We start from the raw sequence: 26,729 nt of genomic DNA, 5'->3' as shown, positions 1-26,729 counted from the left end.
GTGACGCAGCCTCCGTCGTACCCGACGCCGCCGGCCGGTGGGCCCACGCCCGCCGCCGGCGGCTTCGCGCCGCCCTCCGGCCCGACCAGCCAGGCGTACGCGGTGCCGCCGCAGTACGCCCCACCCGGGCACGTCCCGCCGGACTGGGCCCCGCCACCCGGCTGGTCCCCGCACCCCGCGCCGCCGCCGCTCGGCCCCGGCGGCCAGCCGCTCGCCAGCTTCGGCGACCGGTTCCTGGCCGCGCTGATCGACATCGGGCTGAGCACGCTGGTGGCGATGGTCCTCTTCCTGCCGGCGTTCCTGCTGCTCTGGTGGAACATGATGACCGAGCTGACCCGGACGAACCCGGACGGCACCCTCGTCGAGCCGGACCCCGGGTCCTTCATGACCGACTTCATGCTGCCGATACTCCTGCTCGAGGTGGGCCTGATGGTGCTGATGCTCGGGCTCTACTGGCTCTACCACGTGGAGTACATGAAGCGCACGGGGCAGACCTTCGGCAAGCGGGTGATGAAGCTGCGGGTCGTGCCGCTCGACCCGGCCGCCACGCTGGACCGGCGGATGGCCGGCAAGCGGTACGCCGTGCAGCACGTCGCCGCGATGTTCCTCCCCGGCCTCAGCTACCTCGACGGGCTCTGGCAACTGTGGGACAAGCCCTGGCAGCAGTGCCTCCACGACAAGTTCGCCGGCACCGTCGTCGTTAAGGTGTCTGCGTGAGCGAGCGCAGCGAGGCCAGGCCGTGAGCGTCGAACCGGGCTGGTACGTCGACCCGGCCGATCCGGACACCCGACGCTGGTGGGACGGCGAGGGCTGGATCGGCGCGCCGATCCCCGTCGACGCCACCCCGCCCGAGGGACCACCGCCGCCCGAGCCGCCGCCCGCGCCCGCCCCGACGCCGCCCGCGGCACCGGTCTCCGCGCCGGGCGCGCCCGCGGGCCGGCGACCCCACCCCGGGCAGCCGTACCCCGGGCAGCCCTATCCCTGGCAGCCGCCGCGAGGCCACGGTCACCCGCAGGGGCCGCCGCCCGGCTGGTCGCCGGGGACCTGGCCGGGACGGCCGCCGGAGCCCCGCCCGCACGGGCTCCCGCTGGCCGGGTTCGGCGCCCGGCTGATCGCCCGGATGATCGACTTCGCGATCGTGTTCGCCCTGAACGCCGTGGTGAACGGCTGGTTCGTGTGGCGGCTGGTCGAGGAGGTCACCCCGTACTGGCGGGAGGTGTTCCGGCGGGCGTTGGCCGGGGACACCTCCACCGAGGGGCTGCCGCAGCCCAGCGAGCAGGCCGGCGGCCTCCAGGTCGTCATCCTGCTGATCGCCACCGCGCTCTGGCTCGCGTACGAGGTGCCGACGACGGCCGCCGGCGGGCAGACCTTCGGCAAGCGGGTGGTGGGCATCAAGGTGCTCCCGGTGGCCGCCGACGAGCCGCTCGGCTTCGGCCGGGCGCTGCGCCGGTGGAACACCCTCGGCCTGCCCACCCTGCTGTGGTACTGCTGCGGCCTCGGCCTGCTGCTCCAGCTCGTCGACGCGATCTCCCCACTCTTCGACCACCCGCTGCGCCAGGCCCTGCACGACAAGCGGGCGCAGACCGTGGTGGTCCAGCTTCCCCGCACCCGCCGGACCACCCCGGACGACCGAACCGACCCCTCGGGAGACACCCCATGACCGACACCGGACGCCACCAGCCGGCGCTGCGGCTGACCCGCGCCGACCTGGACGCGCTGCCCAACTACGTGCCCGGCCGCAGCCCGGCCGACCTGGCCCGCGAGCTCGGGCTCCCCGAGGCGATCAAGCTGGCCAGCAACGAGGTCCCGTACGGGCCGCTGCCCGGCGTGGTGGAGGCCGTCGCCGAGGCCGTCGCCGGGGCGCACCGCTACCCGGACATGGGCGTGGTCGCGCTGCGCGGGGCGCTGGCCGAGCGGTACGGCGTGGACGCCGACCGGATCGCCACCGGCTGCGGCTCGGTGGCGCTGGCCGAGCACCTCGTCCGGGCCACCTGCCTGCCCGGGGACGAGCTGCTCTACTCGTGGCGCTCCTTCGAGGCGTACCCGATCATCGCGGCGACCAGCGGCGCGACCAGCGTGCGGGTGCCCAACGACGCCGGGCACGGGCACGACCTGGCCGCGATGGCGGCGGCGGTGACCGACCGCACCCGGATGATCCTGGTCTGCAACCCGAACAACCCGACCGGGACGTCCGTCCGCCGGGCCGAGCTGGACCGGTTCCTCGACGCGGTCGGCGAGGACGTGCTCGTGGTCATCGACGAGGCGTACCGGGAGTTCGTCACTGACCCCGAGGTGCCGGACGGTCTCACCTACCTCGACCGGCCGAACGTGGTCGTGCTGCGGACGCTCTCCAAGGCCTGGGGCCTGGCCGGCCTGCGGATCGGCTTCCTGGTCGCCCAGCCGGCGGTGGCGGCGGCCGTACGCAAGGTCGTCACGCCGTTCTCCACCAGCATGGCGGCGCAGGCGGGCGCGCTCGCCGCGCTCGGCCAGGCCGACGAGGTCCAGCGGCGGTGCGACCTCGTCGTAGCGGAGCGCGACCGGGTGACCGAGGCGCTGCGCAAGCTCGTCCCGGACGTGCCGGGCAGCCAGGCGAACTTCGTCTGGCTGCCGCTGGGCGACCGGGCGGTGGACTTCGGCAAGGCGTGCGAGGCCCGGGGCGTGATCGTCCGGCCGTTCCCCGGCGACGGGGTCCGGGTCACCATCGGCACCCCGGCCGAGAACGACGCCTTCCTCACCGCCGCCGAGGCGGCGCTGGCCTGAGCCGGGTCGCCCCGATCCGGCCGGCCGACGGGCGTCCCGCGGCCGGCCGGGTCGGGCGCCCGGCGGTGACCGGGCCGGTCCGCCATCCCCCCGCGGACCGACCCGGACGTCTCAGGCGGCCGGCACCGGCGGCCGGAACCGGGCCCGCCGGCGGTACGCGTAGACCGCGAAGAGCGCCACCACCAGCGCCGAGGTGACCAGTCCCCCGGTGAGCACCTCGTCGGAGCCGTCGACGGCGCTGGCCGCGGCGGGGACCGCGCCGAAGCTGACCGTTCCCGTGGCGGTCCGCTTGGTCCAGCCGCTGGCCAGGGCCAGCTTCGCCGACCAGGGACCGTCGGGCAGGCGGCGGTCCAGGACGACCCGGACGGTGGTCGTGCCGCCCAGCGCGAGCGTGCCCGCCTCCGCCCTCACCGGCCCGGCCGAGAGCCCGCCCGGCCCGGCCGTGAGCCACAGTTCGCCGGCCAGGTCCAGCGCCCGCCGGCCGGTGTTGCGCACCTCGGCGGTGACGTAGGGCGTCCCGTCGGCCTCCCGCCCGCCGGTCAGCGGGGCGATCTCGAAGCCGGAGGGCGGCTCGCCGCCCGGCCCGACCGAGAGGTAGACCCGGATCCCGACCCGGCCGACGTTGCGCACGGTCTGTCCGTCGACACCGGCGACCTCGGCCCACACGACCGCGTACCGTTCGCCGGCCTCGGCGTTCCGCGGCACCCTGATGGTCACCAGGGCCTCGGTCTCCTGGTCTGCGGCCAGCGCCTCCTCGCCCGGCTCGACCGCGATCCAGCTGCTCAGCTCGTTCGCGGTCCGGTCCGGGGCGAACCCGAAGCCCGCCTGGGTGACCTCGGCGGCCGCGGCGTAGAGAACGACCTTCCGGTGGATCTCCGAGGCGTTCGCCACCACGACGCGGCGCTTGATCGTGGTGCCGGGCTTCACGTGGTCGACGATGTACTTGTGCGCCCGGGTGTCGTCGCGCCGGTTCACCGGGGCGTCGAGCAGGCGGATCCCGACCCCGGTCGCCGGTCCGCCGGCGCCTGGCGTCGGCTTCGGCGTGCCGTCCGCCCGCGGCGGCGCGGGCTCGGTCAGCACCGGTGACCGCGGCGCGGCGGCCGGCGCGGGCGCCGCGACCAACGCCGATGCCCCGGCCGTGACCAGCACGGTCACGGCCAGGGCGGGGGCGAGGGGCAGGTCATGCCACCGAATGGGTGATCACCCCCCGGTACGTGCCGCCCACGGCGCTGGCCGGGATGGCGATCCGGATGTCCGGAGCCCAACTGGCGCTGTTGTCACCGGCGCCCGACGTCTTCGAGAAGGCCGTACGGGGCACGCTCAGCGTCACCGCGTCGTTCTGGGTCGGCTGACCGGGGACGAGCGCGCCGGTTCCCGTGACGGAGGTGGCCGCACCGGACCAGTACTCCACCAGGGCGGGCGGGATCGTCTCGGCTGCGGTGCCGCCCCCGGTGGTGAAGGCGCTGCTGCTGACCGTCGCGGTCCAGGTCGCGTTGAGCGCCGCCCGCTCGTCGTTGACCGTCACGGTGCCGAGTTCCCCGGTGATGCTGGAGCCGGCGAAGACGGAACCGACGTTGACCGACGGGGGAACGGTGACGTTCAGGTCGGCGGTGGCGACGGTGAAGGTGACGATCGTGTCGCCGGTCGGCGCTGCGGAGGCGGGCGTCGCCAGGGCCACCACGGCAGCTGCGGCGGCAGTCAGGGCAAGAAGTGGCTTCTTCATGCGGCTCACGGTAGGCAGGCAATAGGCACGGCGTCGAACATTTCCGACAAATCACCCATTAGGCCACAGAGTGGGTAATAGTTCCCCGGTAGCCGCCGGCCATGATGCCGGTCGGAATGGCGACCCGCACGGTCGGCGCCCAGGCAACGGTGTTGTTGCCGTTGCCGGCGGTCTTGCGGAACGCCTCGCGGGTCACGTCCAGGGTCACCGCCTGCGCCGAGGTGGGCTGCCCCGGCATGAGGGTGCCGCCGCCGGCGCTCCGCGTGGCGGGGCCCGACCAGTAGGAGACCCGGCCGTTGGCAATGGTTCGCCCCGGGCCGCCGCCGCCGATGATGAAGACGGTGGCGGACACCGTGGCGACCCAGTTGTTGGGGTTCACCGGCCCGCGCGAGTCGCGCACCTCCACGACGCCCAACTGGGCGGTCAGGGTGCCGCCGATGAACCCGACGCCGAGGTTCACGGCGGGAGGGACCGTGATGTCCACCCCGACGGTCCGGGCGAGCCGGACCGTCCGGCCGGACGGCGCGGCGTCGGCGGGCGACGCGGTGACCAGAATCAGGATCGCGCCCAACAGGGCAGCCAGGAGACGCACAGGTGGGACTATAGGTAACTTATGTCCGTTTTGTCGAATAGCCGGGCGGGTGTCGTCTTCACGTCGCGGCGAGGATCACCGGTTCCGAGGTGAGGTAGTAGCGCTGGTCGTCCCCCGTCGGGTCGACCGGCTCGCGGAGCCGCTCCACGGCCACGAAGCCGCCCGCCGCGTACGCCGCGCCGGGCGCCCAGCCGATCCCGTCCGAGCCCGCGTTCAACGCGAACCAGGACCGCTGTGCCCCCGTCACCGGGTCCAGCGTCACCAGGTCGTTCGTCTCGGTCAGCAGGTGCACCCGGCGGGGCTGGACGGCGATCAGCCGCGCCGCCGGCAGGTCGGGACGGCGCCACAGCTCCGCGCCGGTACTGGCCGAACGGGCGACCGGCACCCCGTCGACCACCGCCACCGCCGTCCCGTCGACGAGTTCGGCGTCCGGCCGGTCCAGGGCGGGGGCGGGGACCGGCTCCCCGTCACCGACCAGCCACCCCCGGCCCGCGTCCTCCCCAGGCGCGGAGGTCCGCAGGGCGGCGCACCCGACCCGACCGGTCCCGCAGCCCACCGGCGTCGCCACCAGCTCGTCGCCGGCCCCGGGCGGCCGCCAACGGACGCCGACCACGCCGGTCGCGGCGTCGCGGAACTCCACCACGGCCGGACCCGCGCACGCGTCCACGGTGATCAGCTGCCCCGACGCCGTCGTGCCGACCGCCTCCCGACAGCCGGGGTCCGCGTCGGCCCGCCAGAGCTCACGGCCGTCGGCCAGGTCGATGCCGCGGGCGCCCACGCCCGTCGCCACCACCACCTGCCGGCCGTCGGCGGCACGGGCGACGAAGACACCGCGGGGATCCCAGACCGTGGCCGCGCCGGTGCGCCGAACCGTCCGCTCCCCGACCGGCGCCGGCCCCGCCGCCTCCCAGGCCACCCGGCCGGTACGCGCGTCCAACGCCACGAGCCGCCCGTCCGACCAACGGCTGACCACCGTCGTCCCGCTCGCCACCACCCCGTCCAGCTCCGCCGGCCAACGCCGGTACGACCAGAACGGGGTGGTTCGGTGCCGGCCGTCGACCGGCCGGTCGGCGTAGATCTGGCGGTGGGCGGCGTAGACCCTCAGCCGGTCGTCCACGATCAGCGGGGCGACCGGGAGCCGGCCGACCACGCCGACGGCCGCGGCGGCGGCCGGCGGGTACGCGCCCCGGGCGGGCGTGCTGACCTCGGCGGGGGCGAGCACCCGGTGGACCGTCGCCGCGACGGCGGCGGTGGCGAGCAGCGCCGCGACCGCCACCACGATCCGTCGCCGGCCCTTCGGGAACCCCATGCGCACCTCCGCCCGGCACCCTACCCAGCGGTGCCGGTCAGGGCCCTGTCAGGTCGCTGCGCGCCCTGTCAGGCCGCCTCGGCGGTGCCGGTGGCCGCCGCCGCGGCCAGGTCGGCGAGGTCCTGCCGCAGTGCGCGCTCGACCGCCCGGGCGGCCAGCCCGCCGAGCAGCAGCGCGACCACCCGGCCGTACGGGGCGGTCGGCACCGCCTCCTGCTCGACGGTGACGGCGGTGCAGCCGCGGCGGCGCCGCTCGACCGGGCGCAGCGTCCAGGTGATCCGGTAGTCCACCCCGGCGCCCCGCGAGCCGAGCACCAACCGCCGGGGCGGCTCGGCCTCGATGACGACGAACTCCTCGACCAGCGCCGTGCCGTCGGGCTGGGAACGGGTCTCTCGCCAGGCGGTGCCCGGGCCGAACGCGCCGGGGGTGAGCACCTCCACCGGGCCGGTGAAGCGCCGGGTGCGGGTGGTCAGGTCGGTCAGCAGTCGCCAGAGGTCGGCGTCGTGCGCCTCCACGAACTCCGTGACCGCCACCGTCGACATGCCACCTCCCGTGGCGTCGACGGTACGCCGAGTGAGCGCGGATCGGGGCCCCCGGGAACGGAATTTCCCCGTCGGAGGCCCCGATCCCGGGCCGGGGCCCTGTCAGCGGCCGAACTGACCGGTCCGGATCGCGCCCACGAAGGCCGTCCACCCCGGCGGGCTGACCGCCAGCGTGGGGCCGGCCTGGTCCTTGGAGTCGCGTACGCCCACCACACCGAGGACGTCGACCAGGTTGTCCGCCACCTCCACGCAGAGGCCCTGGTCGTTAGAGCGGCTACTGGTACGCCAGACCGCGCCCAGGAGATCGTTCATCGTCGTCACCTTGTTCCTGTCGTCGGGACGCCCGCCGGCGACCGGGACCGGGACCGGAAAGGGAGCGTCCGGCCCGGCCCGGCGCGGCATGGCGACGGAATCCGCGACGCTCAACGGCGGAAAGACGGACCCCGGTCGCACCATCTGTGCGACCGGGGTCCGTCGTGCGCGGAGGTGTCGGGGACGGGCTGGCGGAGGTGACGCCGGCCGTTCGCGCGGCTCCGCCCGGCCCGTCGGCGGAAGGTCAGCGCGCGGCGACGACCGTCCCGGTCACCTCGCCCAGGGCGATGGTGGTGCCGTCCGGGCCGGGCGCGGTGGCCGTGATGCTCACCGTGTCGCCGTCCTCCAGGAAGGTGCGGGTCTCGCCCCCGGCGAACTTCACCGGCTCGGCCCCACCCCACGTCAGCTCCAGGAACGAGCCGACCTGCCCCCGCTCCGGCCCGGAGACGGTGCCCGAGGCGTAGAGGTCGCCGGTGCGCAGCGAGGCGCCGTTGACGGTCAGGTGGGCCAACTGCTGCGCCGGCGTCCAGTACATGGTGGCGAACGGCGGCTCGCTGACGCGCTCACCGTTCCACTCCACCGAGAGGCGCAGGTCCAGCCCGAGGTGCGGCACGTCGCGCAGGTAGTCGGCGACCGGCGGGTCCTGGTCGGGCGCGGGGACGAAGGCGTCGCCGAGCGCGTCCAGCGGGGTCACCCAGGCGGACACCGAGGTGGCGAAGGACTTGCCCAGGAACGGGCCGAGCGGCTGGTACTCCCAGGCCTGGATGTCCCGGGCCGACCAGTCGTTGACCAGCACCACGCCGAACACGTGGTCGGCGAAGTCGTCGGCGGGGACCCGCGTGCCCAGCCGGCTGGGCACGCCGACCACGAAGCCGACCTCGGCCTCGATGTCGAGGCGTACGGACGGGCCGGTGACCGGGCCCTGCGCGGTGGCCCGCTGCCCGCTGGGCCGCACGACCGGGGTGCCGGAGACGACCACCGTGCCGGCCCGGCCGTGGTAGCCGATCGGCAGGTGCTTCCAGTTCGGCAGCAGGGGCGGTTGACCGGGGCGGAAGATCTGCCCCACGTTGCCCGCGTGGTGCTCGGAGGAGTAGAAGTCGACATAGTCGGCCACGTCGAACGGCAACACCATCCGCACCTCGTCCAACGGCACCAGCAGCGGCTCCACCGCCGGCCGGTGGGCGGCGTCGGTGAGCAGCTCGGTCACCCGCTGCCGGACGGCCGTCCACTGTGGGCGACCGAGGGCCATGAAGTCGTTGAGGGTGGGCCGGCCCAGCGTGCCGGCCGCCAGCACCAGGCCGGCCGCCTCCGCGCCGGCCAGGTCGAGCACGAAGTCGGCGATCCGTACGCCGACGCGTGGCTCGCGCTCCCCCTGACGGAACACCCCGTACGGCAGGTTGGCCACCCCGTACGACGATCCGTCGGCACCCGTCACCCAGGTCATGCCTCGAAGCCCCCGTTCACCAGCCCCAGCCGGATCAGATCGGTCAGTGGTTCCAGGATGCTGCACGAGCCGAAGCCGACCCACAGCGGGCGCGCGGCGGCCAGCGCGCCCTCGACGCGTTGCACCAGCGGGCGCGGGTCGGTCGCGGTGAGCAGCTCGGCGACCCGCTCCACCCCGGCGCCCTCGGCGGCGGCCAGCGTCGCGGCCAGCACGTTGGCGAAGCCGTGGTGGGTGAAGCCGGTCTCCGGGTCGAGGTGCCGGACCGCCTCGTGCAGCCCGGCGGTCAGCTTGAACGGCAGGCCCCGGTCCCGGCAGGCGCAGATCACCGCGGCCAGCTCGGCCGGGGTCGGGAAGAGTTCGGCGGCCAGCCCGCCGGTGCGGAACTTCGCCGCGACCGGCAGCCCGTCGGCGCGGGCCGCGGCGAGCGCGTCCAGAGCCCCCATCAGCCCGAACGTCAGCGGCAGCTCGGCGTAGACGGCGAGCCCGCCGGCGGCGGGACCGTCGGCCCGGTTCGCCCGCCGGGCCAGCCCGACCAGCTCGGTCAGGCCCGGCAGCGGGTCCTCGCCGCGCTTCGCGACCGCCGCCTCGGCCTGCCGGACGCGGATGCGCGGGTCGACCCCGGCCCGCGCCTCGTCGAGCCGGGCGACCGGCACGTCGCCGATGACGCCGACCTCGATCTCCTCCCCCTCGTCGAGCAGCGCGGCCAGCTCGGGCAGCCGCGAGGCGGGGACCAGGAGCGGGCCGACCAGGTCGGCGTACCAGGAGGAGCGGTGCCGCCGGTGCGCGGCGACGGCGTCGGGCAGCGGCGCGCTGCCGGGCGGGAAGACGGCGGCGTCGTCGACGAGGCCGTCGATAAGCGCGGGCACCTGCGTTGACACGAGACAAGAATGTACGGGACGCTACAAGGAACGGACAACAGCGTCCGATTATCGGACGCCGTTGGATCGGTGAACGGGACGAACCGGGAGGCGAGATGCCGTACTACCGCAGCGTCGGCGAGGTGCCACGCAAGCGCCACACCCAGTTCCGTCAGCCCGACGGCAGCCTCTACGCCGAGGAGCTGATGGGCCAGGAGGGCTTCTCCTCCGACTCGTCCCTGCTCTACCACCGGCACGCGCCGACCGCGATCGTGGCGGCCGAGGAGTTCGCCCCGCCGGCGTTCACCCGGGTGCCCAACCTGCCGCTCAAGCCCCGCCACCTGCGCACCCACAAGCTCGACGGGGCCGGCGCGGACCCGGTGCTCGGCCGGCAGTACCTGCTCGCCAACGACGACGTGCGGATCGCGTACGTGCTGGCGGACCGGCCGTCGCCACTGTTCCGGGACGCGACCGGCGACCACTGCCTGTACGTCGAGTCGGGCACCCTACGGGTCGAGTCGACGTTCGGCGTGCTCGACGCGGTGGCCGGCGACTACGTGGTCATCCCCACCTCGACCATCCACCGGCTGGTGCCCACCGGCGACGAGCCGGTCCGGCTGCTCGCCGTCGAGGCGGCCGGCCACATCGGCCCGCCCAAGCGCTACCTCTCCGTCCGGGGCCAGTTCCTGGAGCACTCGCCGTACTGCGAGCGGGACGTACGCGGGCCGGACGCGCCGCTGCTGGTGGACGAGACCGACGTGGAGGTGCTGGTCCGGCACCGCCGCGGCTGGACCCGCTACGTCTACGCCCACCACCCGTTCGACGTGGTCGGCTGGGACGGCCACATGTACCCGTGGGCCTTCTCCATCCACGACTTCGAGCCGATCACCGGCCGGATCCACCAGCCGCCGCCCGTACACCAGACGTTCCAGGGCCCGAACTTCGTGATCTGCTCGTTCGTGCCGCGCAAGGTGGACTACCACCCGGACGCCATCCCGGTGCCGTACAACCACCACAACGTCGACTCCGACGAGATGCTCTTCTACACCGGCGGCAACTACGAGGCCCGGCGCGGCTCCGGCATCGAGCAGGGCTCGATCTCGCTGCACCCGTCCGGCTTCACCCACGGCCCCCAGCCGGGCGCCGCCGAGCGCTCGATCGGCGCAGACTTCTTCGACGAGCTGGCCGTCATGGTCGACACCTTCCGCCCGCTCGACCTGTGCGACGCCGCCGGGTCCTGCGAGGACGACGGCTACGCCTGGACCTGGGCGCGCCGCCCCTAGACCGTCGTACGCGACAGGACGGCGAGCTCGGCGGCGGTGGCCGTGGCGATGGCGAGGACCAGCGGCCACGGGGTGCCGACCAGGGCGTAGAGCAGGATCAGCGTGGGCGCGGCGGCCGCCGCGTAGACGGCCAGGGCCAGCGTGCGGTCGGAGCGCAGCAGGCCGGGCAGGATGGTCCGGGTCAGGCCGGGCAGCCTGGCGGCGAAGCGCCAGACCACGAGGGCCCCGCCGAGCGCCGCGAACGCCGCCGCGAACCGGGACAGCCCGGCGCTGCCCGGTGCCATGCACGCGATCAGCACGGCGGTGATCATCGTCCAGCCCGCGCCGTAGACCACGAGCTGACGCAGGCCGGCCGAGATGGTGCGGCCGGAGTCGACCCGGCCGGGGCTCATCGCGGCGGCCTCGGCGAGGTGTTCGAGCGCCTCGCTCCAGCGCCGCTGCTCCAGCCGGAGCACCCCGATGTCGTGCCGGGCCTCCGCGAGCTGCGGGTCCAGCCGCAGCGCCTCGCGGTAGGCCCGCTCGGCCAGGTCGAACAGCTGCATGTTGGCCGCCACCAGCCCGAGCACCAGATGCGCCTGCGGGTCCTCGGGGGCCAGCTCCACCCCGCGCCAGGCCGCGTTCAGCGCCGGCTGCCCGTTGCGCGAGCCGGCCAGGATCGCCGCGGCGCTGCGCTGGGCGTACGCGTCGTCGGGACCCAGCGCCAGGATCCGGTCGGCGGTACGGGCCGACTCCGCGTACTCCTCCAGGTCGCCGAGGGCCAGTCCCCGGGCGACCAGCGCCGGGACGCTGTCCGGGGCGGCGGCGACCGCGGCGTCGGCGGCGGTCAGCGCCTCCTTGGGCCGGTCGGCCGCGAGGTGGACCCGGGACAGCATGGTCAGGGCCTCGGCGTTCGCCGGGTCCAGGGCGACCGCGTAGGAGACCTCGGCGGCGGCCTCGTCGTAGCGGCCCAGCTCGGCGAGGAGTTGGGCGCGCTGGAGGTAGCCGTCGGCGGCGGACCGGTCGGAGGTGGCGTCGCTGGACATCGCGGCGAGCCTAGGCGGCCGGGGCGTCGTACACCAGGGCCACCGCGATGCCGGTGAGGCCCTCGCCGCGCCCGGGGAAGCCGAGGCCGTCGGTGGTGGCCGCGGAGACGGTGACCGGCGCTCCCACCGCCTCGGAGAGCACCCGCTGGGCCTCCTCGCGGCGCGGACCGATCTTGGGCCGGTTGCCGATCACCTGCACCGACACGTTGCCGATCGCGAAGCCGGCGGCCCGCACCCGGCGGGCGCTCTCGGCCAGCAGCGCGACGCCCGACGCGCCGGCCCACTCGGGCTGGCCCACCCCGAAGTTGGCGCCCAGGTCGCCGAGGCCGGCCGCGGAGAGCAGCGCGTTGCAGGCGGCGTGCGCGGCCACGTCCGCGTCCGAGTGCCCGGCCAGGCCGTCCTGGTCGGGCCAGAGCAGACCGGCCACCCAGCACGGTCGCCCCGCCTCGAAGGCGTGCACGTCGGTGCCGATGGCCACCCGGGGAACGATCATGCGACGAGGGTACGCGTCAGGCGCCGGCGGCCAGCAGGTGCTCGGTCAGCACCAGGTCGAACGGGCGGGTGACTTTCAGCGCGTACTCCGAGCCGGGGACGCAGAGCACCGGGACGCCCTGCTTCTCGACCAGGCCGGCGTCGTCGGTGAGCGGGTCGCCGGCGGCGGCGTGCGCGGCGGCCAGCACCGCCCGGCGGAAGCCCTGCGGGGTCTGCACGGCCCGCAGGGCGGAACGGTCGACGGTGCCGAGGACGACCTCGCCGGCTCCGACCTCCTTGATCGTGTCGACCACGGGGAGCACGGGGATCACCGCGTCGTGCCCGGCGCGGACGGCCGCCGCGACGGACTCCACCAGGTCGGGCGGGGTCAGCGCCCGGGCGGCGTCGTGCACGAGGACGATCTCCGGGCCGGCCGGCACGGCCGCGAGGGCGGCGGCCACGGAGGCCTGCCGCTCGGCGCCGCCGGGCACCACGGTCACCGGGGCGACCGGGCCGAGCAGGTCGCGGACGGCCGTCACCTCGGCGGCCGGAGCGGCCACGACGATGGTGTGCACCGAGGGCGCGGCGGCGAGCCGGCGGACGGCGTGCACCAGCAGCGGCTCCCCCGCCAGCAGGCGCAGGGCTTTGGGCCGGCCGGGCCCGAGGCGTACGCCGGCACCGGCCGCAGGCACGAGGACCGCGACGTCACCGCACGGATTGAGCTGCGCGGTCACGTCGCGGTCCTCGGTGGTTTCTTCGCTACGAATCGGGTACGACGATGCTGTGGGGACTAGGCCTCGGTGAGCACCTTGTCGAGCAGCGTCTCCGCCTCGTCCTTGGTGCTCTTCTCGGCCAGCGCGACCTCGCCGACGAGAATGTCGCGGGCCTTGGCGAGCATGCGCTTCTCACCCGCGGAAAGGCCCCGCTCCCGCTCCCGGCGCCACAGGTCGCGGACGACCTCGGCGACCTTCAGCGGGTTGCCCGAGGCCAGCTTCTCCAGATTCGCCTTGTAACGCCGCGACCAGTTGGTCGGCTCCTCGGTGTGCGGTGCACGGAGCACGTCGAAGACCTTGCCGAGGCCCTCTTCGCCGACCACCTCGCGCACACCCACGATCTCGGCGTTCTCGGCGGGCACCCGGACCGTCAGGTCACCCTGCGCGACCCTCAGGACGAGGTATTGCTTAGGCTCGCCCTTGATGACCCGAGTCTCGATTGCCTCGATGAGTGCGGCCCCGTGGTGGGGGTAAACAACGGTCTCGCCGACACTGAAAACCATAGGTTCGAAACCCCTTTCGCTGTGTCTAGGGTAACACGCTCAGGCACCGATGTCTCACCGCTGTCCTGACCGTTGGCGCAGCTCAGGGGCCCTGTGAGAGGTATTTCTTCGGCTTGACAGACCATCAAACCGATGATTCAAACACTCTCCGTAACCTGTGGATGACGGGCCGGTACGAGTGACGCGAACGTCGAGATCAAGGGCTATGCGCTCCTCCTATGGTATCCCGCCGGCCGCGTATGCGCCCAGGTGTAGCGGTACGAGGGCCCGTGCGGGACGCTGGAGGTCGAGCCGCTGTCCGCTCACCGAGACGTCCTGGGGGTCCGATGGGCAAGCCCGACGCAGACGGCCCCGAACTGCCCGACCTGCCGCCGGAGTGGGGCCGGGTGGTCGTGCCGGACGACGCCTCCGCCCTGGCGGCCGAGGCCGAACAGGTCCGCCGCGAGCTGCGCGCGCGGGCCGGTCAGGGCGGCCCCCGCCGGGTCGCCCGGTCCCCGCTCGCCCTGCCCCTGCTGGTCCTGCTGGTGGCGGTGCTGGCCACGGTCGCCGGCCTGATGACGGTCACCTGGCCCCGCTCCGGCCGGACCGCCCCGGGGCCCACCCCCGCGCCGTACGCCCCGCCGACCGGGATGACCGGACGGCCACTGCCGGCGCTGGACCTGGTCGACGCGGGGCAGTCACCGGTGCCGTTGCGCGGGCTGCTGCCCGCGATGATCATCCTGGTCGACGGGTGCGCCTGCCCGGACGACGTGGCCACCGCCGCCGCCCTGGCACCCGCCGGGGTCACGGTCGTCACCGTCGCCGAGGACCGGCCCGTACGCGTCTCGCCGCCGCCCGCCGGGGCGACCGTACGACCGCTGGCCGACCCGGCGGGCGGGCTGCGCGCGTTCCTGCACCTGCCGCCCCGCCCCGGGGTCGCCGCCGCGCTGCTGGTCGACCGGGCCGGGATGCTGGTCAAGGTGGTGCCCGAGGTGCGCTCCGGCGAGGACTACCGCGCCGACCTGGCCGGCCTCGCCGCCTGACCCGGCGCCGGGCGTCGCCCGGCAGCCCGGCGATCCGGCGGCCCCGCGCGGGGCACCGGCGCGTCAGGGCAGGCCGACCAGCTGCGCGTCCACGCGGAGCGGTTCGGCGTCGGCGGTCGACAGCGAGACCCGGAACGGCCCGCCCACGGCGGTCAGCTCGATCGACACCACCGACCCGTCGCACCCGACCGTCGGGACGGGCACGGTGGCCCTGATCCGCTCGAGCACGACCAGCAGCTCACCCGGCCCCGTGCAGCGGTACTGGAGCAGGAAGCGGGTGGTGACCTCACCGCTCGCCTGTTTGACCATCCGGCCGTTCTCCCGGCCGAGCGTCGCCCGCTCCCGCCAGATCGTGTTCGGAAGACGGCCGAGCCGACGCGCCTCGGGATCGACCCGGACGCCGGCCCGCCTCCCGGAGTCGAGCCGGAACGCGGCACCGGTGCGCGGGTCGACCTGGAACGCGGCACCGGTGCGCGGGTCGACCTGGAACGCGGCACCGGTGCGCGGGTCGACCTGGAACGCGGCACCGGTGCGCGGGTCGACCTGGAAGGTGACTCCGCCGTCGCGGTCGCCGGGCAGGGCCCAGACGGAGCCGACCCCCTCACCGCCGACGGTCACCCTCGAGGAGACGACGGCGTCACCGTTGCCGGGCGCGTACCCGGACCGGCTCTGCGCGGACGGGGCCGGCGCGCCGGCCGCCGGGCCGGTGGCCGGCGCGCTGGTCTGCCACCACCAGCCGCCGCCGACCAGGGCCGTCAGGGCCGACCCGGCCAGCACCGCCGCGCGCAGCCGGCCGCCGGCCGCCACGGGTCCCCGGACCGCCCCGGCGTGCGGGCCGTCCGCCTCCGTCCACGGCCGGTCTGCCACCTCCGCGTCCATTACCAGAGGGTAACCTCGGCGCGCCCGCGGCACCGCTGTCAGTCCTGCCGTTCGAGAAGCGCGGCGTAGAGGGTCAGGCCCGGCCCGAACGCCAGCATCACCACCCGCCGCGGCGGCGACGCGGCCCGGCGCAGCCGGTCGAGGATCAGCAGCACCGTCGGCGACGAGCAGTTGCCGTGCTCGGCCAGCGTCGCCCGGGATGCCGCCAGCCCCTCCGGCGGCAGGGCCAGCTCCCGCTCGACGACGTTGAGGATGCGCGGGCCGCCCGGGTGCACGGCCCATCCGTCCACCCCGGACAGCGTCGCGCCGTGCCGGGCCAGCAGGCCGTCGACCAGGCCCCGGACGTGCCGGGAGAGCACCTGCGGCACCTTCGGCGACAGCCCCATCCGGAAGCCGGTGTCGGTGACGTCCCAGGTCATGTGGTCGGCGGTGGAGGTGTCCGTGACGGAGGTGACCTCGCGCAGGGCGTACCCCCGGCCGCCGGGGACGACCACGGTGGCGACCGCGGCGTCCGAGAAGAGCGCGTGGGAGACGATCTGCTGGGTGTCCACCCGGGCGCTGGACGGCTGGATGTGCAGGCTGGTCAGCTCCGCGCAGAGCAGCAGGGCCGGCCGGCCGCGGGCGGTCACGAAGTCGCTCGCCGCGCCCAGCCCGGGCAGGGCCGCGTAGCAGCCCATGTGGCCGACGAACATGCGCTGCGTGTCCGGGGCCATGCCCAGGTCCCGGGCGAGCAGGATGTCCAGCCCCGGGGTGGCGTACCCGGTGCACGAGCAGACCACGAAGAGCCCGACGTCCCCCGCGGCGAGGCCGGCGGCCGTCAGCGCCCGACCCACCGCCTCCTTGCCCAACGGCAGCGCCTCGACCTGGTAGCGGCGCATCCGCCGTTCCGTCGGCCAGTCGGAGACGTCCTCCAGCAGCGGGTTGACCGCGGCCTGGCGGCGGGTGACCCCCGAGTGGGCGAAGATCCGCTGCGCCAGCGCGCGCGTGCTGCCGGAGAAGTGCTTCGAGAAGAAGCCATCCCACAACTCGTCCTGCGCCGCCGACGGCGGGTGTGCCGTCCCCAGCCCCGCGATCACCGGTACGGCCACGATGCCCACCTCTCGTCCGGCCCTACGCGCCGGGCGGCCCGCCCCGCCGCCGTCCCCCGTGCCGTCCGCCGCCCCGACGGACCTCCCACGCTCACCAACGAGGGACCGATACGTCGCGGTCCGGGTCGCCGCCGAGTGCGGCGATGCCCAGCCAGTCGGCGCAGACGTCCGAGGTGGCCGGGTGCAACGAGCCGCAGCGGGCATCCCGGTAGAGCCGCTCCAGCGGATGCCCCCGCCGGGTGGCGGAGGTGCCGGCCGCCTCCAGCATCGACGCCGCCACGTCGGCGGCGGTCGTGCCGGCGAGCAGCTTGGCCCGCCACACCCAGCGGTTGGTCTCCGCGTCCCCCGGCGCCTCGGCCACCCGCCGGGCGGCCTCCGCGACCACCAGGTGGGCGGCCGCCACGGCGGCATCGGCCCGGCCGAGGCGGGACCGGACGGCCGGCAGGCCGGCGAGGTTGCGGGCGTTCAGGTGCTCGGCCGCCGCGTCGACCGCCGCCCGGGCCACCCCGACGTAGACGGCGGCGTAGCTGGCCACCAGCCAGTGGGGCATGAGCTGGGCGACCACCAGGGCCAGCCCCTCCACGCCGCCGAGCAGCCGGTCGGCGGGCACGGTCACGTCCAGGTGCAGGTCGTGCGAGGAGGTCGCCCGCATGCCGAGCGAGTCCCAGGTGGGCTCGATGGTCAGCCCGTCGCCGGCCGGCACCAGGAACTGGGAGACCACCGACTGGTCGGCGGCGCTACGGGCGGCCACCAGGTAGCCGTCGGCGTGCCCCGCCCCCGAGCAGAACGTCTTGCTGCCCTTGAGGTGGTATCCGCCGTCGACCGGCTCGTAGCCGGTGCTGAGCTGGGACAGCCGCGCGCCGGCGCCGCGCTCGCTCATCGCCACCGCGTACCAGGAGCCCTGGGCGGCGGCGGTGAGGAGCCGGTCCCGGGCGGCCAGCGCCTCGGCCGGCACGCCGAGCGCCTCGGCCAGTTCCTCGGTCACCGCGCCGAGGGCGCCGGTGACCGAGGCGTGCATGTTGAACACCAGGGCGGTCGCCCCGTTGCCCCGGGCCAGCTCGGTGGCGACCGCCGCGTACTCGGCGAAGGTGGCGCCCGCCCCGCCCAGCTCGGTGGGGACCATCAGGCCGAACAGCCCGGCCTCGCGCAGATCCCGGAAGTCCTCGACCGGGAACGAGCCGTCGCGGTCGTGCTCGGCCGCCCGGGCGGCCAGCCTCGGTGCCAGGCGGCGAGCCGCCTCCAGCGCGTGCAGCGTCATACAGCCCCCTCCTCGGCCCTGTCCTACCCAGGGACCCGTTCCGCTATCCGCTCCGCGTGCCCCGCCCCTGGTAGAGCACGGCGGTCGACCAGGTCGGCACGATCCGGGGCGCCGCACCGGCCACCGTCGGCCGCGGACGGCCGGGAACCGGCGCGCCCGGACGACCGACCACAGTCCCGCCCGGGTGGACGGCGGCGGGGGCGGCAGGCCGGTCGGCGACGGTCGTGCCCGGACGGTCGGCGTCGGCGCGGTGGGCACGACCGGTGGCCCGGACCCGGCGGGCCAGCCAGCCGAGCAGCCCGGGCACGCCCGGCCGGATCCCCCGCAGCCGTAGCCGGACGCCGTGCCGGGCGCACTCGGCGACGAGCGCCCGGGCGTCCACGAACAACCGTGGGTCGTGGATGCCCCTCGGCACGGTCGGCAGCCGCTCGGCGATCCGGACGGCCAGCAGCCGACTCAGCGCCGTGTCGTTCAGCGTGTCCAGCACGAGCAGGCCACCGGGGCGGAGCAGCCGGCACGCCTCGGCCACCGCGCGCCGCCAGTCCGGCACGTGCTCCAGGATCTCGCCCGCGGCGACCACGTCGGCGCAGCCGTCGACCAGCGGGACGGCGGTGACGTCGCCGTTGACGGCGGTCACCCCGTGCGCGGCGGCCTGCGCCAGGGCCGACCGGGTGAGGTCGACGCCGATGTGCCGGTAGCCCTTGCCGGCCAGGTGCGGGGCGAGCAGCCCGGCGCCGCAGCCGAGGTCGACCAGGAGGGCGCCGGGGCGGGACGCCGGCGGCACGAGCGCGGCGCGCGCCTCGGCCAACCAGTGCAGCATCGCGAACGCGCCGTCCGGACGCCACCACTCCCCGGCCAGGTCGTCGTACTGGCGCGGATCGTTGCGCGGCAGGGTGCGGCCCGCGTCTCGCATGGACCGAGCGTGGCACGACTGCCCGGTAACGACCAGACTTTCCTCATGTCGTCAACGGTGCTAGGGCTGGTCAGGGCGAGCCACCCGGAGCCGGCCGCCGCGGTCACCACGGTGGCCGGGCTGCTCGCCTGGGGCGCCGGGCACCGGCCCGCCGGCGTACTGGCCGTGGCGCTCACCGTGGCGGCCAGCCAGCTCGCCGTCGGCTGGGCCAACGACGCGCTCGACGCGGACCGGGACGCCACGGTGGGGCGTACCGACAAACCGGTCGCCACCGGCGCGGTGGGCCGGCGCGCCACGGCCGTGGCCGCGGCGGTGGCCGCGCTCGCCACCCCGGCGCTGGCGCTGGCCACGGGCCCGGCCGCCGCGCTCTGTGCCACCGTCGGGCTGGTCTCCGCGCTGCTCTACGACTGGCCGCTGAAGTCGACCCCGGTGTCGGTGCTGCCCTACGCGGTGTCGTTCGGGTCGCTGCCCGCCTTCGTCGTGCTGGCGCTGCCCGGGGCGCCGGCCCCGCCGGCCTGGCTGGTCGCCGCCGCGGCCTGCCTGGGCGCCGGGGCGCACTTCGCCAACGTCCTGCCCGACCTGGCCGACGACGCCCGGACGGGGGTCCGCGGGCTGCCGCACCGGCTCGGCCCGGCGGGCAGCCGCGCCGCCGCCGCCGGCCTGCTGCTCGCGGCGACCGCCACCCTGGTCGTCGGGCCGCCCGGACGGCCGTCGGGCGTCGGCGTCGCCGCGGTCGCCGCCGCCGTCGTGGTGCCGCCCCTGAGCTGGTACGGCGGGCGCGGCGCCGCCCGGGCCGGAGGCCGGCCCGTGGCCGCGTTCCGGGCCGTCATGCTGATCGCCCTCATCGACGTCGTCCTGCTGGTCACGAGCGGCCGGCTGGTCTGAGGTCCGCCCCGGGCAGTGGCATTCCCGGGTCGGCGTGCGGGGGCGGATCAGGCCCAACTACCCTGGAGCGCGGTCTGCGCGGGCATGGCCACCGTGCCCGGCGTGAGCACCGGGTGGGATCGTGACGAGGAGGACCGACGTGACGCGCTCGATCAGGGGTTCCCGGCGGGCGGCCCTGCTGCTGTCCGGGCTGGCCGCGGCGACCGGGCTGCTGCTGTCCGGCTGCGGCGCCGGCCAGATCGCCGAGACCGCCAACAAGGAGCCGTCGGTCCAGGGCGTCAACCTGAATGTCACCCTGCCGGCCGGCGAAGGTTCCTACGCGGTCCGTGGCCTGCTGGTCGAGTTCCCGGGCGTCGAGGGCTACAAGGCGGGCGCCAACGCCGTCCTCAACGCCGTGATCTACAACGACACGAAGAAACCGGTCACCGTGACCGTGACCACCGACAGCGCCCGCGAGGTCGTGATCACCGGCAAGGGGGCCGCAGCCAGCCCGTCGGCGTCGCCGTCCGAGTCCCCGTCGCCCGCCCCGTCGCAGTCGGAGTCGGCCAGCCCGGGCGCCTCGGAGAGCCCGTCGGAGTCGGTCAGCCCCGGCGCCCCGGAGAGCCCGTCGGCCCCGGCGAGTCCGGCCGCGCCCGCCGGCGAGCCGGCCCGGATCGAGATCCCGCCGCTGAGCTACGTGCAGCTCAACACCGAGGCCGACCGCGTCCTCCAGCTCATCGGCCTGAACGAGGCGCTGCGCTCCGGGCAGAACGTCATCCTGACCTTCGACTTCGGCAACGGCGACACGGTCACCGGCCCGGCGCCGGTCGCCGTGCCGCTCACCCCGGCCGCGCCCCCGTCGCAGATCGTCGAGCGCCTGGGCGGCTACGACGAGAACGAGGGCGGCGGCCACTGACCCTCCGCCCGCTGTTTCCGACGACACCGTCGGCGTGGTGACCGCCACGCCGGCGGTGTCTTCGTCGTACCTGGGGACTAACGTCCCCATGTGACCACCTCCCGATCGACGTCCCCGCGCGCCGCCGGCGGGCGCGGCCGGGCGTCCAGCCGCGAGCCCCGACCGGCCTACGAGTGCGACGCCTGCGGGCACCAGCCGCCCAAGTGGGTCGGGCGCTGCCCCGAGTGCGGCGAGTGGGGCTCGGTGGTCGAGTGCACCGTCACCGGCCCGACCGTCTCCGGCAAGGTGGTCAGCTCGCGGATGCCGGCCGAGCCGGCCCGGCCGATCGCCACCATCAGCGCCGCCCCGGCGCGGGCCCGGCCCACCGGGGTCAGCGAGCTCGACCGGGTGCTCGGCGGCGGACTGGTCCCCGGCGCGGTGGTGCTGCTCGCCGGCGAGCCGGGCGTCGGCAAGTCCACCCTGCTGCTCGACGTGGCCCAGCAGTGGGCCGCCGGGGCCGGCAGCCCGTCGCTGGTGGTCAGCGGCGAGGAGTCGGTCAGCCAGGTCCGGCTGCGCGCCGAGCGGATGGGCACCCTGCACGACCAGCTCTACCTCGCCGCCGAGAGCGACCTCGCCGCGGTGCTCGGCCACCTCGACGCGGTCAAGCCGGGCCTGCTGGTGCTCGACTCGGTGCAGACCATCTCCACCACCGGCGCCGAGGGGGTGTCGGGCGGGGTGACCCAGGTGCGGGCGGTCACCGCCGCGCTGGTCGCGGTCGCCAAGGAGCGCGGCATCGCCACCGTGCTGGTCGGCCACGTCACCAAGGACGGCCAGGTCGCCGGCCCCCGGGTGCTGGAGCACCTGGTCGACGTGGTGCTGCACTTCGAGGGCGACAAGCACTCCTCCCTGCGCATGGTGCGCGGCGTGAAGAACCGCTTCGGCGCCGCCGACGAGGTGGGCTGCTTCGAGATGCACGAGGGCGGCATCAGCAGCCTGGCCGACCCGTCCGGGCTGTTCCTGACCCGCTACGCGGAGCCGGTCCCGGGCACCTGCGTCACGGTGGCGATGGAGGGCCGCCGGGCGCTGGTCACCGAGGTGCAGGCCCTGATCGGCGCGACGGTGGCCGGGTCGCCCCGGCGCACCGTCTCCGGGCTCGACTCGGCCCGGCTCGCGATGGTGCTGGCCGTGCTCCAGCGCCGCACCGAGCGGCTGACCCTGCACGACCGGGAGGTCTTCGCGGCCACCGTCGGCGGCATCCGGGTGGTGGAGCCGGCGGCCGACCTGGCGGTCGCCCTGGCCGTCGCCTCGGGCGGGCTCAACCTCGCCATCGCGCCCCACCTGGTGGCGATCGGCGAGGTCGGGCTGACCGGCGAGGTGCGCCGGGTCGGCGCGGTGCCGCGCCGGCTGGCCGAGGCGGCGCGGCTCGGGTTCCGGCTCGCGCTGGTGCCGACCGGGTGCGGGCCCGAGAGCACCGGCGTGACCCCCGGGGGCATGCGCGTGATCGAGGTCACCGACGTGCGCTCGGCGCTCCAGGCCGTCGCCCGCGCGTCGGCGGAGTGAGCGGCGATGGCCGGGCGACGGGACCGCCGGGGCGATACCGGACAGCCGGGCCGGCGGCTCCCGGCCCGCGCGACGTGGGGCATCGCGACACATCACAGTAACCACGACAGCACCCACCGCAGGGCAGTCCGTAGACTGTGCCCGTGCCGATCGACCGCGATACCACCAAGCCTGCCGGCGCGACGCCCCACGCCCGCACCGGCGCCGTGGGCTCGCCCGCCCGCCCGATCAGCGTGAGCGTGACCGGCGGCGCCGGGGGTGCCGGCGACCCGCTGCGGGCCAACCTGGCACTGATGGCCCCGGGCACCGCGCTGCGCGACGGCCTCGAGCGGATCCTGCGCGGCCGCACGGGCGCGCTGATCGTCCTCGGCTACGACAAGGTCGTCGAGGGGCTCTGCACCGGCGGGTTCCCGCTCGACGTCGAGTTCTCCGCCACCCGCGTCCGCGAGCTGTGCAAGATGGACGGCGCGGTCGTGCTCTCCAGCGACGGCACCCGCATCGTCCGGGCGGCCGTGCACCTGATGCCCGACCCGAGCATCCCCACCGAGGAGTCCGGCACCCGGCACCGCACCGCCGAGCGGGTCGCCCGGCAGACCGGCTACCCGGTGATCTCGGTGAGCCAGTCCATGCGGATCATCAGCCTCTACGTGAACGGCCAGCGGCACGTGCTGGACGACTCGGCGGCGATCCTGTCCCGCGCCAACCAGGCGCTCGCCACGCTGGAGCGCTACAAGCTCCGGCTGGACGAGGTCTCCGGCACCCTCTCCGCGCTGGAGATCGAGGACCTGGTCACCGTACGGGACGCGGTCGCGGTGGTGCAGCGGCTGGAGATGGTCCGCCGGATCGCCGACGAGATCGCGGGCTACGTGGTGGAGCTGGGCACCGACGGCCGCCTGCTGGCCCTCCAACTCGACGAGCTGATGGCCGGCGTCGACGCCGACCGCACCCTGGTCATCCGGGACTACCTCCCGGCCGGCCGGAAGTCCCGCACCCTCGACGAGGCGCTGGTCGAGCTGGACCTGCTCGGCGCGACCGAGCTGATCGACCTGGTCTCCGTCGCCAAGGCGATCGGCTACCCGGCCGCCTCCGACGCGCTGGACGCGGCGGTCAGCCCGCGCGGCTTCCGGCTGCTCGCCAAGGTGCCCCGGCTGCCGGTGGCCGTGGTCGACCGCCTCGTCGTGCACTTCGGCAGCCTCCAGCGCCTGCTCGGCGCCACGGTGGAGGATCTCCAGGCCGTGGAGGGGGTCGGCGACGCCCGCGCCCGCGGCGTCCGGGAGGGGCTGTCCCGGCTCGCCGAGGCGTCCATCCTGGAGCGCTACGTCTGATCCCGGCCGGCTCGGGCGGCTCGGGTCCGCTCAGCCGTCGGTGACGGTGAGCTTCACCGGCTCGCTGAGCTTGGTGCCCACCCGGGCGAAGACCTGGTACGTCCCGGCCGGCGGGTGCGGGCCCGCCGCCACCCCGTTGGCGCACTTGCTGCTGTCGCGGCCGTTCCAGCCCACCTGGTAGGAGCGCTCGAAGCCCGGCGTGAAGGACTGCGGGTCGGAGCCCTTGCCGGTGCCGCAGGTGTCGGACGACCAGATCTTCTCGGCCCCCGACTTGATGAACAACTCCTGCTCGTCGGCGCCGACGTCGCGGCTGCACGTCCGCTCGGACCGGTTCTTCACCTTCAGCTGGAGGTCCACCACGGCCCCGCGGACCACCGACGCGGGCAGGGCCACCGGCGTCACGGTGATCTCGGCGTCCGTGCAGACACCGTCGTCGGCGGCCGGCACGACCGGCGCCGCCGGCGGCGTGTCGGTGGTGGTCGGGCCGCCCGACGGGTCGGCGGCGCCCGGGTCGCCCGACGCGCCCGGCGAGGGCCCGCCGGTCTGCGGGCTCAGCACCGGGCCGGTGGGTCCCGGTGTCGAACCGGGCGACGTCGTGCCCGACGCGGGGCGCGCGTCGCCGCTGTCGTCGGCCTTCCGGTCCGAACCGGTGCACGAATAGAGCAGGACAATCAGGAAGAGAAGCCCCGCTCCGAGCACGACGGCGCGACGCCGCCAGTAAACGGCGGGTGGCAGGGGGCCGACCGTCAGACGCATGATGCCCCCACCGTAGCGGCGCGGGGCTCGGCAGTCCGGCGCGACGCGCCGAGGTGTCCGCAGCTCACCGTTCCCGCCCTCCACATGCGACGATCATGCCTGCCGACGGTGTTCCGCCGGCGACACAGGGTCGCGGGTCAGAGATACACCTTGCGCTGGTAGATGGCGTGGGCGCCGGCGACCCGGTCCAGGAAGAGCAGCCCCGCGCAGTGGTCGATCTCGTGCTGCAGGGCCCGCGCCTCGAACCCGTCGGTCACCAGCCGTACGGACCTGCCGCTGCCGGGCAGCACGCCCTCCACCACCAGCCGGCTGGCCCGCTTGACGTCGCCGGTGAGGTCGGGCACCGACATGCACCCCTCCCGGGCCACCTTCCACCGGCTCGCCTCGACGACCCGGGCGTTGCACAGCACGAAGGTGCCGTGCACGGTGACCGCCTTCGGATGGCCGGTCACGTCGACCGCGAAGACCTGCGCGCCCACGCCGATCTGCGGGGCGGCCAGCCCGACGCAGCCCGGCGACACCCGCATCGTGGCCACCAGGTCGGCCGCCAGGCGTACGGTCTCCTCGGCCGTCGGGTCGACCTCGCCGCCATGCCGGCTGAGCACCTGGTCGGGGGCGGACACCACCGGCCGCACCTCCCCCGGCGCGTCCAGGGACTCCGGGGTCCAGTCGCCGAGGCCGGCGTACGCCTCGCTCTCCGGGGCGCGCTCGTCGCCGGTCACAGCAGATCCGGGTCGGCCGGGCGGAGGGTCACCCCGACACCCAGGTCGGCGGCGGTCGACGCGAGCCGGCCGGCCACCTCGTCGGCCGTGCCGGGCGGCAGGTCCACCTCGGCGACCACCACGTAGAGCGACCCGGTCAGCCGGGTGCTCAGGTCGGTGACGTTGCCGCCGGCGTCGGCGAGCACGCGGGTCATCGCCGCGACGATGCCCATCCGGTCCGCGCCGTGCACCGCCATCACGTACGGCTCGCCGGCCGGAGCCGTCTCGCCGTCGGGGGTGACCTCGCGTACGGTCGCCAGCAGCTGGCCGTCGGCGGAGAGCGGCGCGAGCGCGGCCTCGACGTCGGCGGCGGCCGGGCCCACGCAGACCAGGGTCATCGCGAAGTGCCCCCGCAGCCGGGTCATCGTGCTGTCGGTGAGGTTCGCGCCGAGCCGGGCGAGCACCTCGGCGACGTCGGCCACGATGCCCGGCCGGTCCCGGCCGATGACGGTGATCGCGAGCTCGTTCATCCGGGCATTCTGCCCGATCCGCCGGGCACCGCCGCAGCGCCCCGCCCAGGTCGCCCAGCCAGCGGGACGGCACGGCCGAGCCGCGAGCCCGCCGCCCGCGCCACGTCGGGGGCGCGCCGCGTGACATCATCGGCGGCGCGATGTCTGAGCCCACTTTCGCCACCCTGGTCAGCCGGTGGTACGAGGAGAACGCCCGCGACCTGCCGTGGCGGAAGCCCGACGTCACCCCGTGGGCGATCCTGGTCAGCGAGGTCATGCTCCAGCAGACGCCCGTCGTACGGGTGCTGCCCGCCTGGGCGGCGTGGCTGGACCGCTGGCCCGACCCGGCCGCGCTCGCGGCGGACAGCCCGGCGGAGGCGATCCGGATGTGGGGACGGCTCGGCTACCCCCGCCGGGCGGTACGGCTGCGGGAGTGTGCCGTCGCGATCGTCGAGCGGCACGGCGGTCAGGTCCCGGACCGGCTGGACCAGTTGCTGGCCCTGCCGGGCGTCGGGACGTACACGGCCCGGGCGGTGGCCGCGTTCGCGTACGGTCAGCGGCACCCGGTGGTCGACACCAACGTACGGCGGGTGGTCTGCCGGGCGATCGCCGGCGAGCCGGACGCCGGCCCGGCCACCCGCCCGGCCGATCTGGTAGCCACCGAGGAACTGCTTCCCGTCGAGCCCGCCGCCGCCGCGCTGGCCAGCGCGGCCTTCATGGAGCTGGGCGCGGTGATCTGCACCGCCCGCTCGCCCCGCTGCGGAAGCTGCCCCGTCGAGGCGGTCTGCGCCTGGCGGGCGTCCGGCCAGGAGGCCCCCGCCGGCCCGAGCCGACGCCCCCAGCGGTACGCCGGCACGGACCGCCAGGTGCGCGGGCTGCTGCTCGGCGTGCTCCGGGAGGCGACCGGCCCGGTGCCGCACCAGCGTCTCGACCAGGTGTGGGCCGACGACGTGCAGCGGGCCCGCGCGCTCACCGGGCTGGTGCGGGACGGCCTCGTGGAGCCGGTGGGCGAGTCGTCGTTCCGCCTCGTCGGCGACGGCCCACCGGTCCCCGTCGTGCGCCTCCCGGCATGACGAAAGGGCCGGCCCCGTTCGGGGCCGGCCCTTGTCGTTGGTGGTGTGTGGATCAGGCGGCGTAGCCGCGGGTGGCGATCCAGTCGGCGAGGGCCTCGGTGGTGATCCAGTAGGAGGCCTGGGCGGGGTTGGCGGAGTCGGCGATCTTCACCGTCTGGCCGTTGTCGCGGTAGCCGACGACGCTGATGTAGTGGCCGCCCTCGAAGGAGTGGACGCCGCCGTCGGTGTCGGTGGCGGTGCCGGCGATGTTGGCGACCACGGCGCGGCCGTCGTCGACGGCCTTGCGCACGTCGGT

General features: G+C 75.4%; 30 protein-coding genes. 10 read left to right on the top strand and 20 right to left on the bottom strand.

Annotated features, from left to right (window positions below; all coding sequences use genetic code 11):
• Genes ABT006_RS15400 through hisC form a run of 3 tightly spaced genes read left to right on the top strand, consistent with a single transcriptional unit; the run spans nt 1 to nt 2,760 of the window.
• On the top strand, nt 1–717 hold the full coding sequence (locus ABT006_RS15400; RefSeq protein WP_350706765.1) for an RDD family protein: 717 nt from the start codon (nt 1–3) through the stop codon (nt 715–717).
• Nucleotides 718–739: 22 nt separating this feature from the next.
• Nucleotides 740–1,660, top strand: coding sequence for an RDD family protein (locus ABT006_RS15395; protein WP_350706763.1), 921 nt, complete (start codon nt 740–742; stop codon nt 1,658–1,660).
• Entirely contained in the window at nt 1,657–2,760 is a 1,104-nt protein-coding gene (gene hisC, locus ABT006_RS15390; protein ID WP_350706762.1) for a histidinol-phosphate transaminase, read from the top strand. The genes ABT006_RS15395 and hisC overlap by 4 nt, the downstream gene beginning before the upstream one ends.
• Nucleotides 2,761–2,871: 111 nt before the next feature.
• Here hisC and ABT006_RS15385 read toward each other — a convergent pair whose 3' ends face one another.
• From ABT006_RS15385 to ABT006_RS15350, 8 genes are all read right to left on the bottom strand, one after another.
• Complete coding sequence (locus tag ABT006_RS15385; protein WP_350706760.1) at nt 2,872–3,915, bottom strand: hypothetical protein; 1,044 nt, start codon at nt 3,913–3,915, stop codon at nt 2,872–2,874.
• A 25-nt stretch (nt 3,916–3,940) separates the two neighbouring features.
• The gene (locus ABT006_RS15380; RefSeq protein WP_350706758.1) at nt 3,941–4,483 is read right to left on the bottom strand and encodes a hypothetical protein; all 543 of its coding nucleotides are present in this window, start codon (nt 4,481–4,483) and stop codon (nt 3,941–3,943) included.
• 58 nt (nt 4,484–4,541) lie between these two features.
• Nucleotides 4,542–5,075, bottom strand: a complete 534-nt coding sequence (locus ABT006_RS15375; protein ID WP_350706756.1) for a hypothetical protein — start codon at nt 5,073–5,075, stop codon at nt 4,542–4,544.
• A 58-nt stretch (nt 5,076–5,133) separates the two neighbouring features.
• Nucleotides 5,134–6,384, bottom strand: a complete 1,251-nt coding sequence (locus ABT006_RS15370; RefSeq protein ID WP_350706754.1) for an outer membrane protein assembly factor BamB family protein — start codon at nt 6,382–6,384, stop codon at nt 5,134–5,136.
• 68 nt (nt 6,385–6,452) lie between these two features.
• Nucleotides 6,453–6,926: an SRPBCC family protein gene (locus tag ABT006_RS15365; protein WP_350706752.1), complete on the bottom strand. Its 474-nt coding sequence runs from the start codon at nt 6,924–6,926 to the stop codon at nt 6,453–6,455.
• 102 nt (nt 6,927–7,028) lie between these two features.
• Entirely contained in the window at nt 7,029–7,238 is a 210-nt protein-coding gene (locus ABT006_RS15360) for a DUF397 domain-containing protein (RefSeq protein ID WP_350706751.1), read from the bottom strand.
• Nucleotides 7,239–7,482: 244 nt separating this feature from the next.
• Nucleotides 7,483–8,682 (bottom strand): fumarylacetoacetase, encoded by a 1,200-nt coding sequence (gene fahA, locus ABT006_RS15355; protein WP_350706749.1) that lies wholly within the window; start codon nt 8,680–8,682, stop codon nt 7,483–7,485.
• Nucleotides 8,679–9,560, bottom strand: a complete 882-nt coding sequence (locus tag ABT006_RS15350) for a hypothetical protein (protein ID WP_350706748.1) — start codon at nt 9,558–9,560, stop codon at nt 8,679–8,681. The genes fahA and ABT006_RS15350 overlap by 4 nt, the downstream gene beginning before the upstream one ends.
• A 95-nt stretch (nt 9,561–9,655) precedes the next feature.
• Between ABT006_RS15350 and ABT006_RS15345 the strand changes: the two genes are divergently transcribed.
• Nucleotides 9,656–10,822: a homogentisate 1,2-dioxygenase gene (locus ABT006_RS15345; protein ID WP_350706746.1), complete on the top strand. Its 1,167-nt coding sequence runs from the start codon at nt 9,656–9,658 to the stop codon at nt 10,820–10,822.
• Here ABT006_RS15345 and ABT006_RS15340 read toward each other — a convergent pair.
• From ABT006_RS15340 to ABT006_RS15325, 4 genes are read right to left on the bottom strand one after another with little or no spacing between them, the layout of a single operon-like run.
• Nucleotides 10,819–11,844: a tetratricopeptide repeat protein gene (locus tag ABT006_RS15340; RefSeq protein ID WP_350706744.1), complete on the bottom strand. Its 1,026-nt coding sequence runs from the start codon at nt 11,842–11,844 to the stop codon at nt 10,819–10,821. The two genes, ABT006_RS15345 and ABT006_RS15340, sit on opposite strands and share 4 nt — an antisense overlap.
• A 10-nt stretch (nt 11,845–11,854) precedes the next feature.
• The gene (ispF, locus tag ABT006_RS15335; protein ID WP_350706742.1) at nt 11,855–12,337 is read right to left on the bottom strand and encodes a 2-C-methyl-D-erythritol 2,4-cyclodiphosphate synthase; all 483 of its coding nucleotides are present in this window, start codon (nt 12,335–12,337) and stop codon (nt 11,855–11,857) included.
• Nucleotides 12,338–12,353: 16 nt separating this feature from the next.
• Nucleotides 12,354–13,049: a 2-C-methyl-D-erythritol 4-phosphate cytidylyltransferase gene (gene ispD / locus ABT006_RS15330; protein ID WP_350706740.1), complete on the bottom strand. Its 696-nt coding sequence runs from the start codon at nt 13,047–13,049 to the stop codon at nt 12,354–12,356.
• A gap of 56 nt (nt 13,050–13,105) precedes the next feature.
• Nucleotides 13,106–13,591, bottom strand: a complete 486-nt coding sequence (locus ABT006_RS15325; protein ID WP_007073334.1) for a CarD family transcriptional regulator — start codon at nt 13,589–13,591, stop codon at nt 13,106–13,108.
• Between the two features lie 326 nt (nt 13,592–13,917).
• Here ABT006_RS15325 and ABT006_RS15320 point away from each other — a divergent pair, with 326 nt between their 5' ends.
• Entirely contained in the window at nt 13,918–14,613 is a 696-nt protein-coding gene (locus ABT006_RS15320) for a hypothetical protein (protein ID WP_350706738.1), read from the top strand.
• Between the two features lie 63 nt (nt 14,614–14,676).
• On the opposite strand, the gene ABT006_RS15315 is transcribed toward ABT006_RS15320, so the two are convergent.
• From ABT006_RS15315 to ABT006_RS15300, 4 genes are all read right to left on the bottom strand, one after another.
• Nucleotides 14,677–15,492: a hypothetical protein gene (locus ABT006_RS15315; RefSeq protein ID WP_350706736.1), complete on the bottom strand. Its 816-nt coding sequence runs from the start codon at nt 15,490–15,492 to the stop codon at nt 14,677–14,679.
• Between the two features lie 38 nt (nt 15,493–15,530).
• Complete coding sequence (locus tag ABT006_RS15310) at nt 15,531–16,589, bottom strand: type III polyketide synthase (protein WP_350706735.1); 1,059 nt, start codon at nt 16,587–16,589, stop codon at nt 15,531–15,533.
• An 82-nt stretch (nt 16,590–16,671) separates the two neighbouring features.
• A complete protein-coding gene (locus tag ABT006_RS15305) occupies nt 16,672–17,838 on the bottom strand; it encodes an acyl-CoA dehydrogenase family protein (RefSeq protein WP_350706733.1) in 1,167 nt (388 codons plus the stop codon).
• 43 nt (nt 17,839–17,881) lie between these two features.
• A complete protein-coding gene (locus tag ABT006_RS15300; protein ID WP_350706731.1) occupies nt 17,882–18,751 on the bottom strand; it encodes a methyltransferase domain-containing protein in 870 nt (289 codons plus the stop codon).
• Between the two features lie 45 nt (nt 18,752–18,796).
• Here ABT006_RS15300 and ABT006_RS15295 point away from each other — a divergent pair, with 45 nt between their 5' ends.
• The 4 genes from ABT006_RS15295 (at nt 18,797) to disA (ending at nt 23,395) form a co-directional block, all read left to right on the top strand.
• Nucleotides 18,797–19,636, top strand: a complete 840-nt coding sequence (locus ABT006_RS15295) for a UbiA family prenyltransferase (protein WP_350706729.1) — start codon at nt 18,797–18,799, stop codon at nt 19,634–19,636.
• 139 nt (nt 19,637–19,775) lie between these two features.
• Nucleotides 19,776–20,531 (top strand): hypothetical protein, encoded by a 756-nt coding sequence (locus ABT006_RS15290; protein ID WP_350706727.1) that lies wholly within the window; start codon nt 19,776–19,778, stop codon nt 20,529–20,531.
• 90 nt (nt 20,532–20,621) lie between these two features.
• Complete coding sequence (radA, locus tag ABT006_RS15285; RefSeq protein ID WP_350706725.1) at nt 20,622–22,070, top strand: DNA repair protein RadA; 1,449 nt, start codon at nt 20,622–20,624, stop codon at nt 22,068–22,070.
• A 143-nt stretch (nt 22,071–22,213) separates the two neighbouring features.
• Entirely contained in the window at nt 22,214–23,395 is a 1,182-nt protein-coding gene (gene disA, locus ABT006_RS15280) for a DNA integrity scanning diadenylate cyclase DisA (RefSeq protein WP_350706723.1), read from the top strand.
• Between the two features lie 30 nt (nt 23,396–23,425).
• Here the strand turns inward: disA and ABT006_RS15275 are convergent, their stop codons facing one another.
• The 3 genes from ABT006_RS15275 to ABT006_RS15265 all read right to left on the bottom strand — a co-directional run bounded on the left by ABT006_RS15275 (nt 23,426) and on the right by ABT006_RS15265 (nt 25,382).
• On the bottom strand, nt 23,426–24,151 hold the full coding sequence (locus ABT006_RS15275; protein WP_350706721.1) for a hypothetical protein: 726 nt from the start codon (nt 24,149–24,151) through the stop codon (nt 23,426–23,428).
• 137 nt (nt 24,152–24,288) lie between these two features.
• Nucleotides 24,289–24,873 carry a peptide deformylase gene (locus tag ABT006_RS15270; RefSeq protein ID WP_350706719.1) on the bottom strand — a complete coding sequence of 195 codons (585 nt, stop codon included), beginning with the start codon at nt 24,871–24,873 and terminating at the stop codon, nt 24,289–24,291.
• Nucleotides 24,870–25,382 (bottom strand): glycine cleavage system transcriptional repressor, encoded by a 513-nt coding sequence (locus tag ABT006_RS15265; RefSeq protein ID WP_350686636.1) that lies wholly within the window; start codon nt 25,380–25,382, stop codon nt 24,870–24,872. The genes ABT006_RS15270 and ABT006_RS15265 overlap by 4 nt, the downstream gene beginning before the upstream one ends.
• Nucleotides 25,383–25,522: 140 nt before the next feature.
• Here ABT006_RS15265 and ABT006_RS15260 point away from each other — a divergent pair, with 140 nt between their 5' ends.
• Nucleotides 25,523–26,434, top strand: a complete 912-nt coding sequence (locus ABT006_RS15260; RefSeq protein WP_350706717.1) for an iron-sulfur binding domain-containing protein — start codon at nt 25,523–25,525, stop codon at nt 26,432–26,434.
• 52 nt (nt 26,435–26,486) lie between these two features.
• Here the strand turns inward: ABT006_RS15260 and ABT006_RS15255 are convergent.
• On the bottom strand, nt 26,487–26,729 hold a 243-nt coding region (locus tag ABT006_RS15255; RefSeq protein ID WP_350706715.1), incomplete at its 5' end, for a C39 family peptidase.

This window comes from Micromonospora sp. NPDC002717, assembly GCF_040295705.1.
GTDB lineage: Bacteria > Actinomycetota > Actinomycetes > Mycobacteriales > Micromonosporaceae > Micromonospora.
This window is presented reverse-complemented; position numbering and strand designations above follow the sequence as displayed.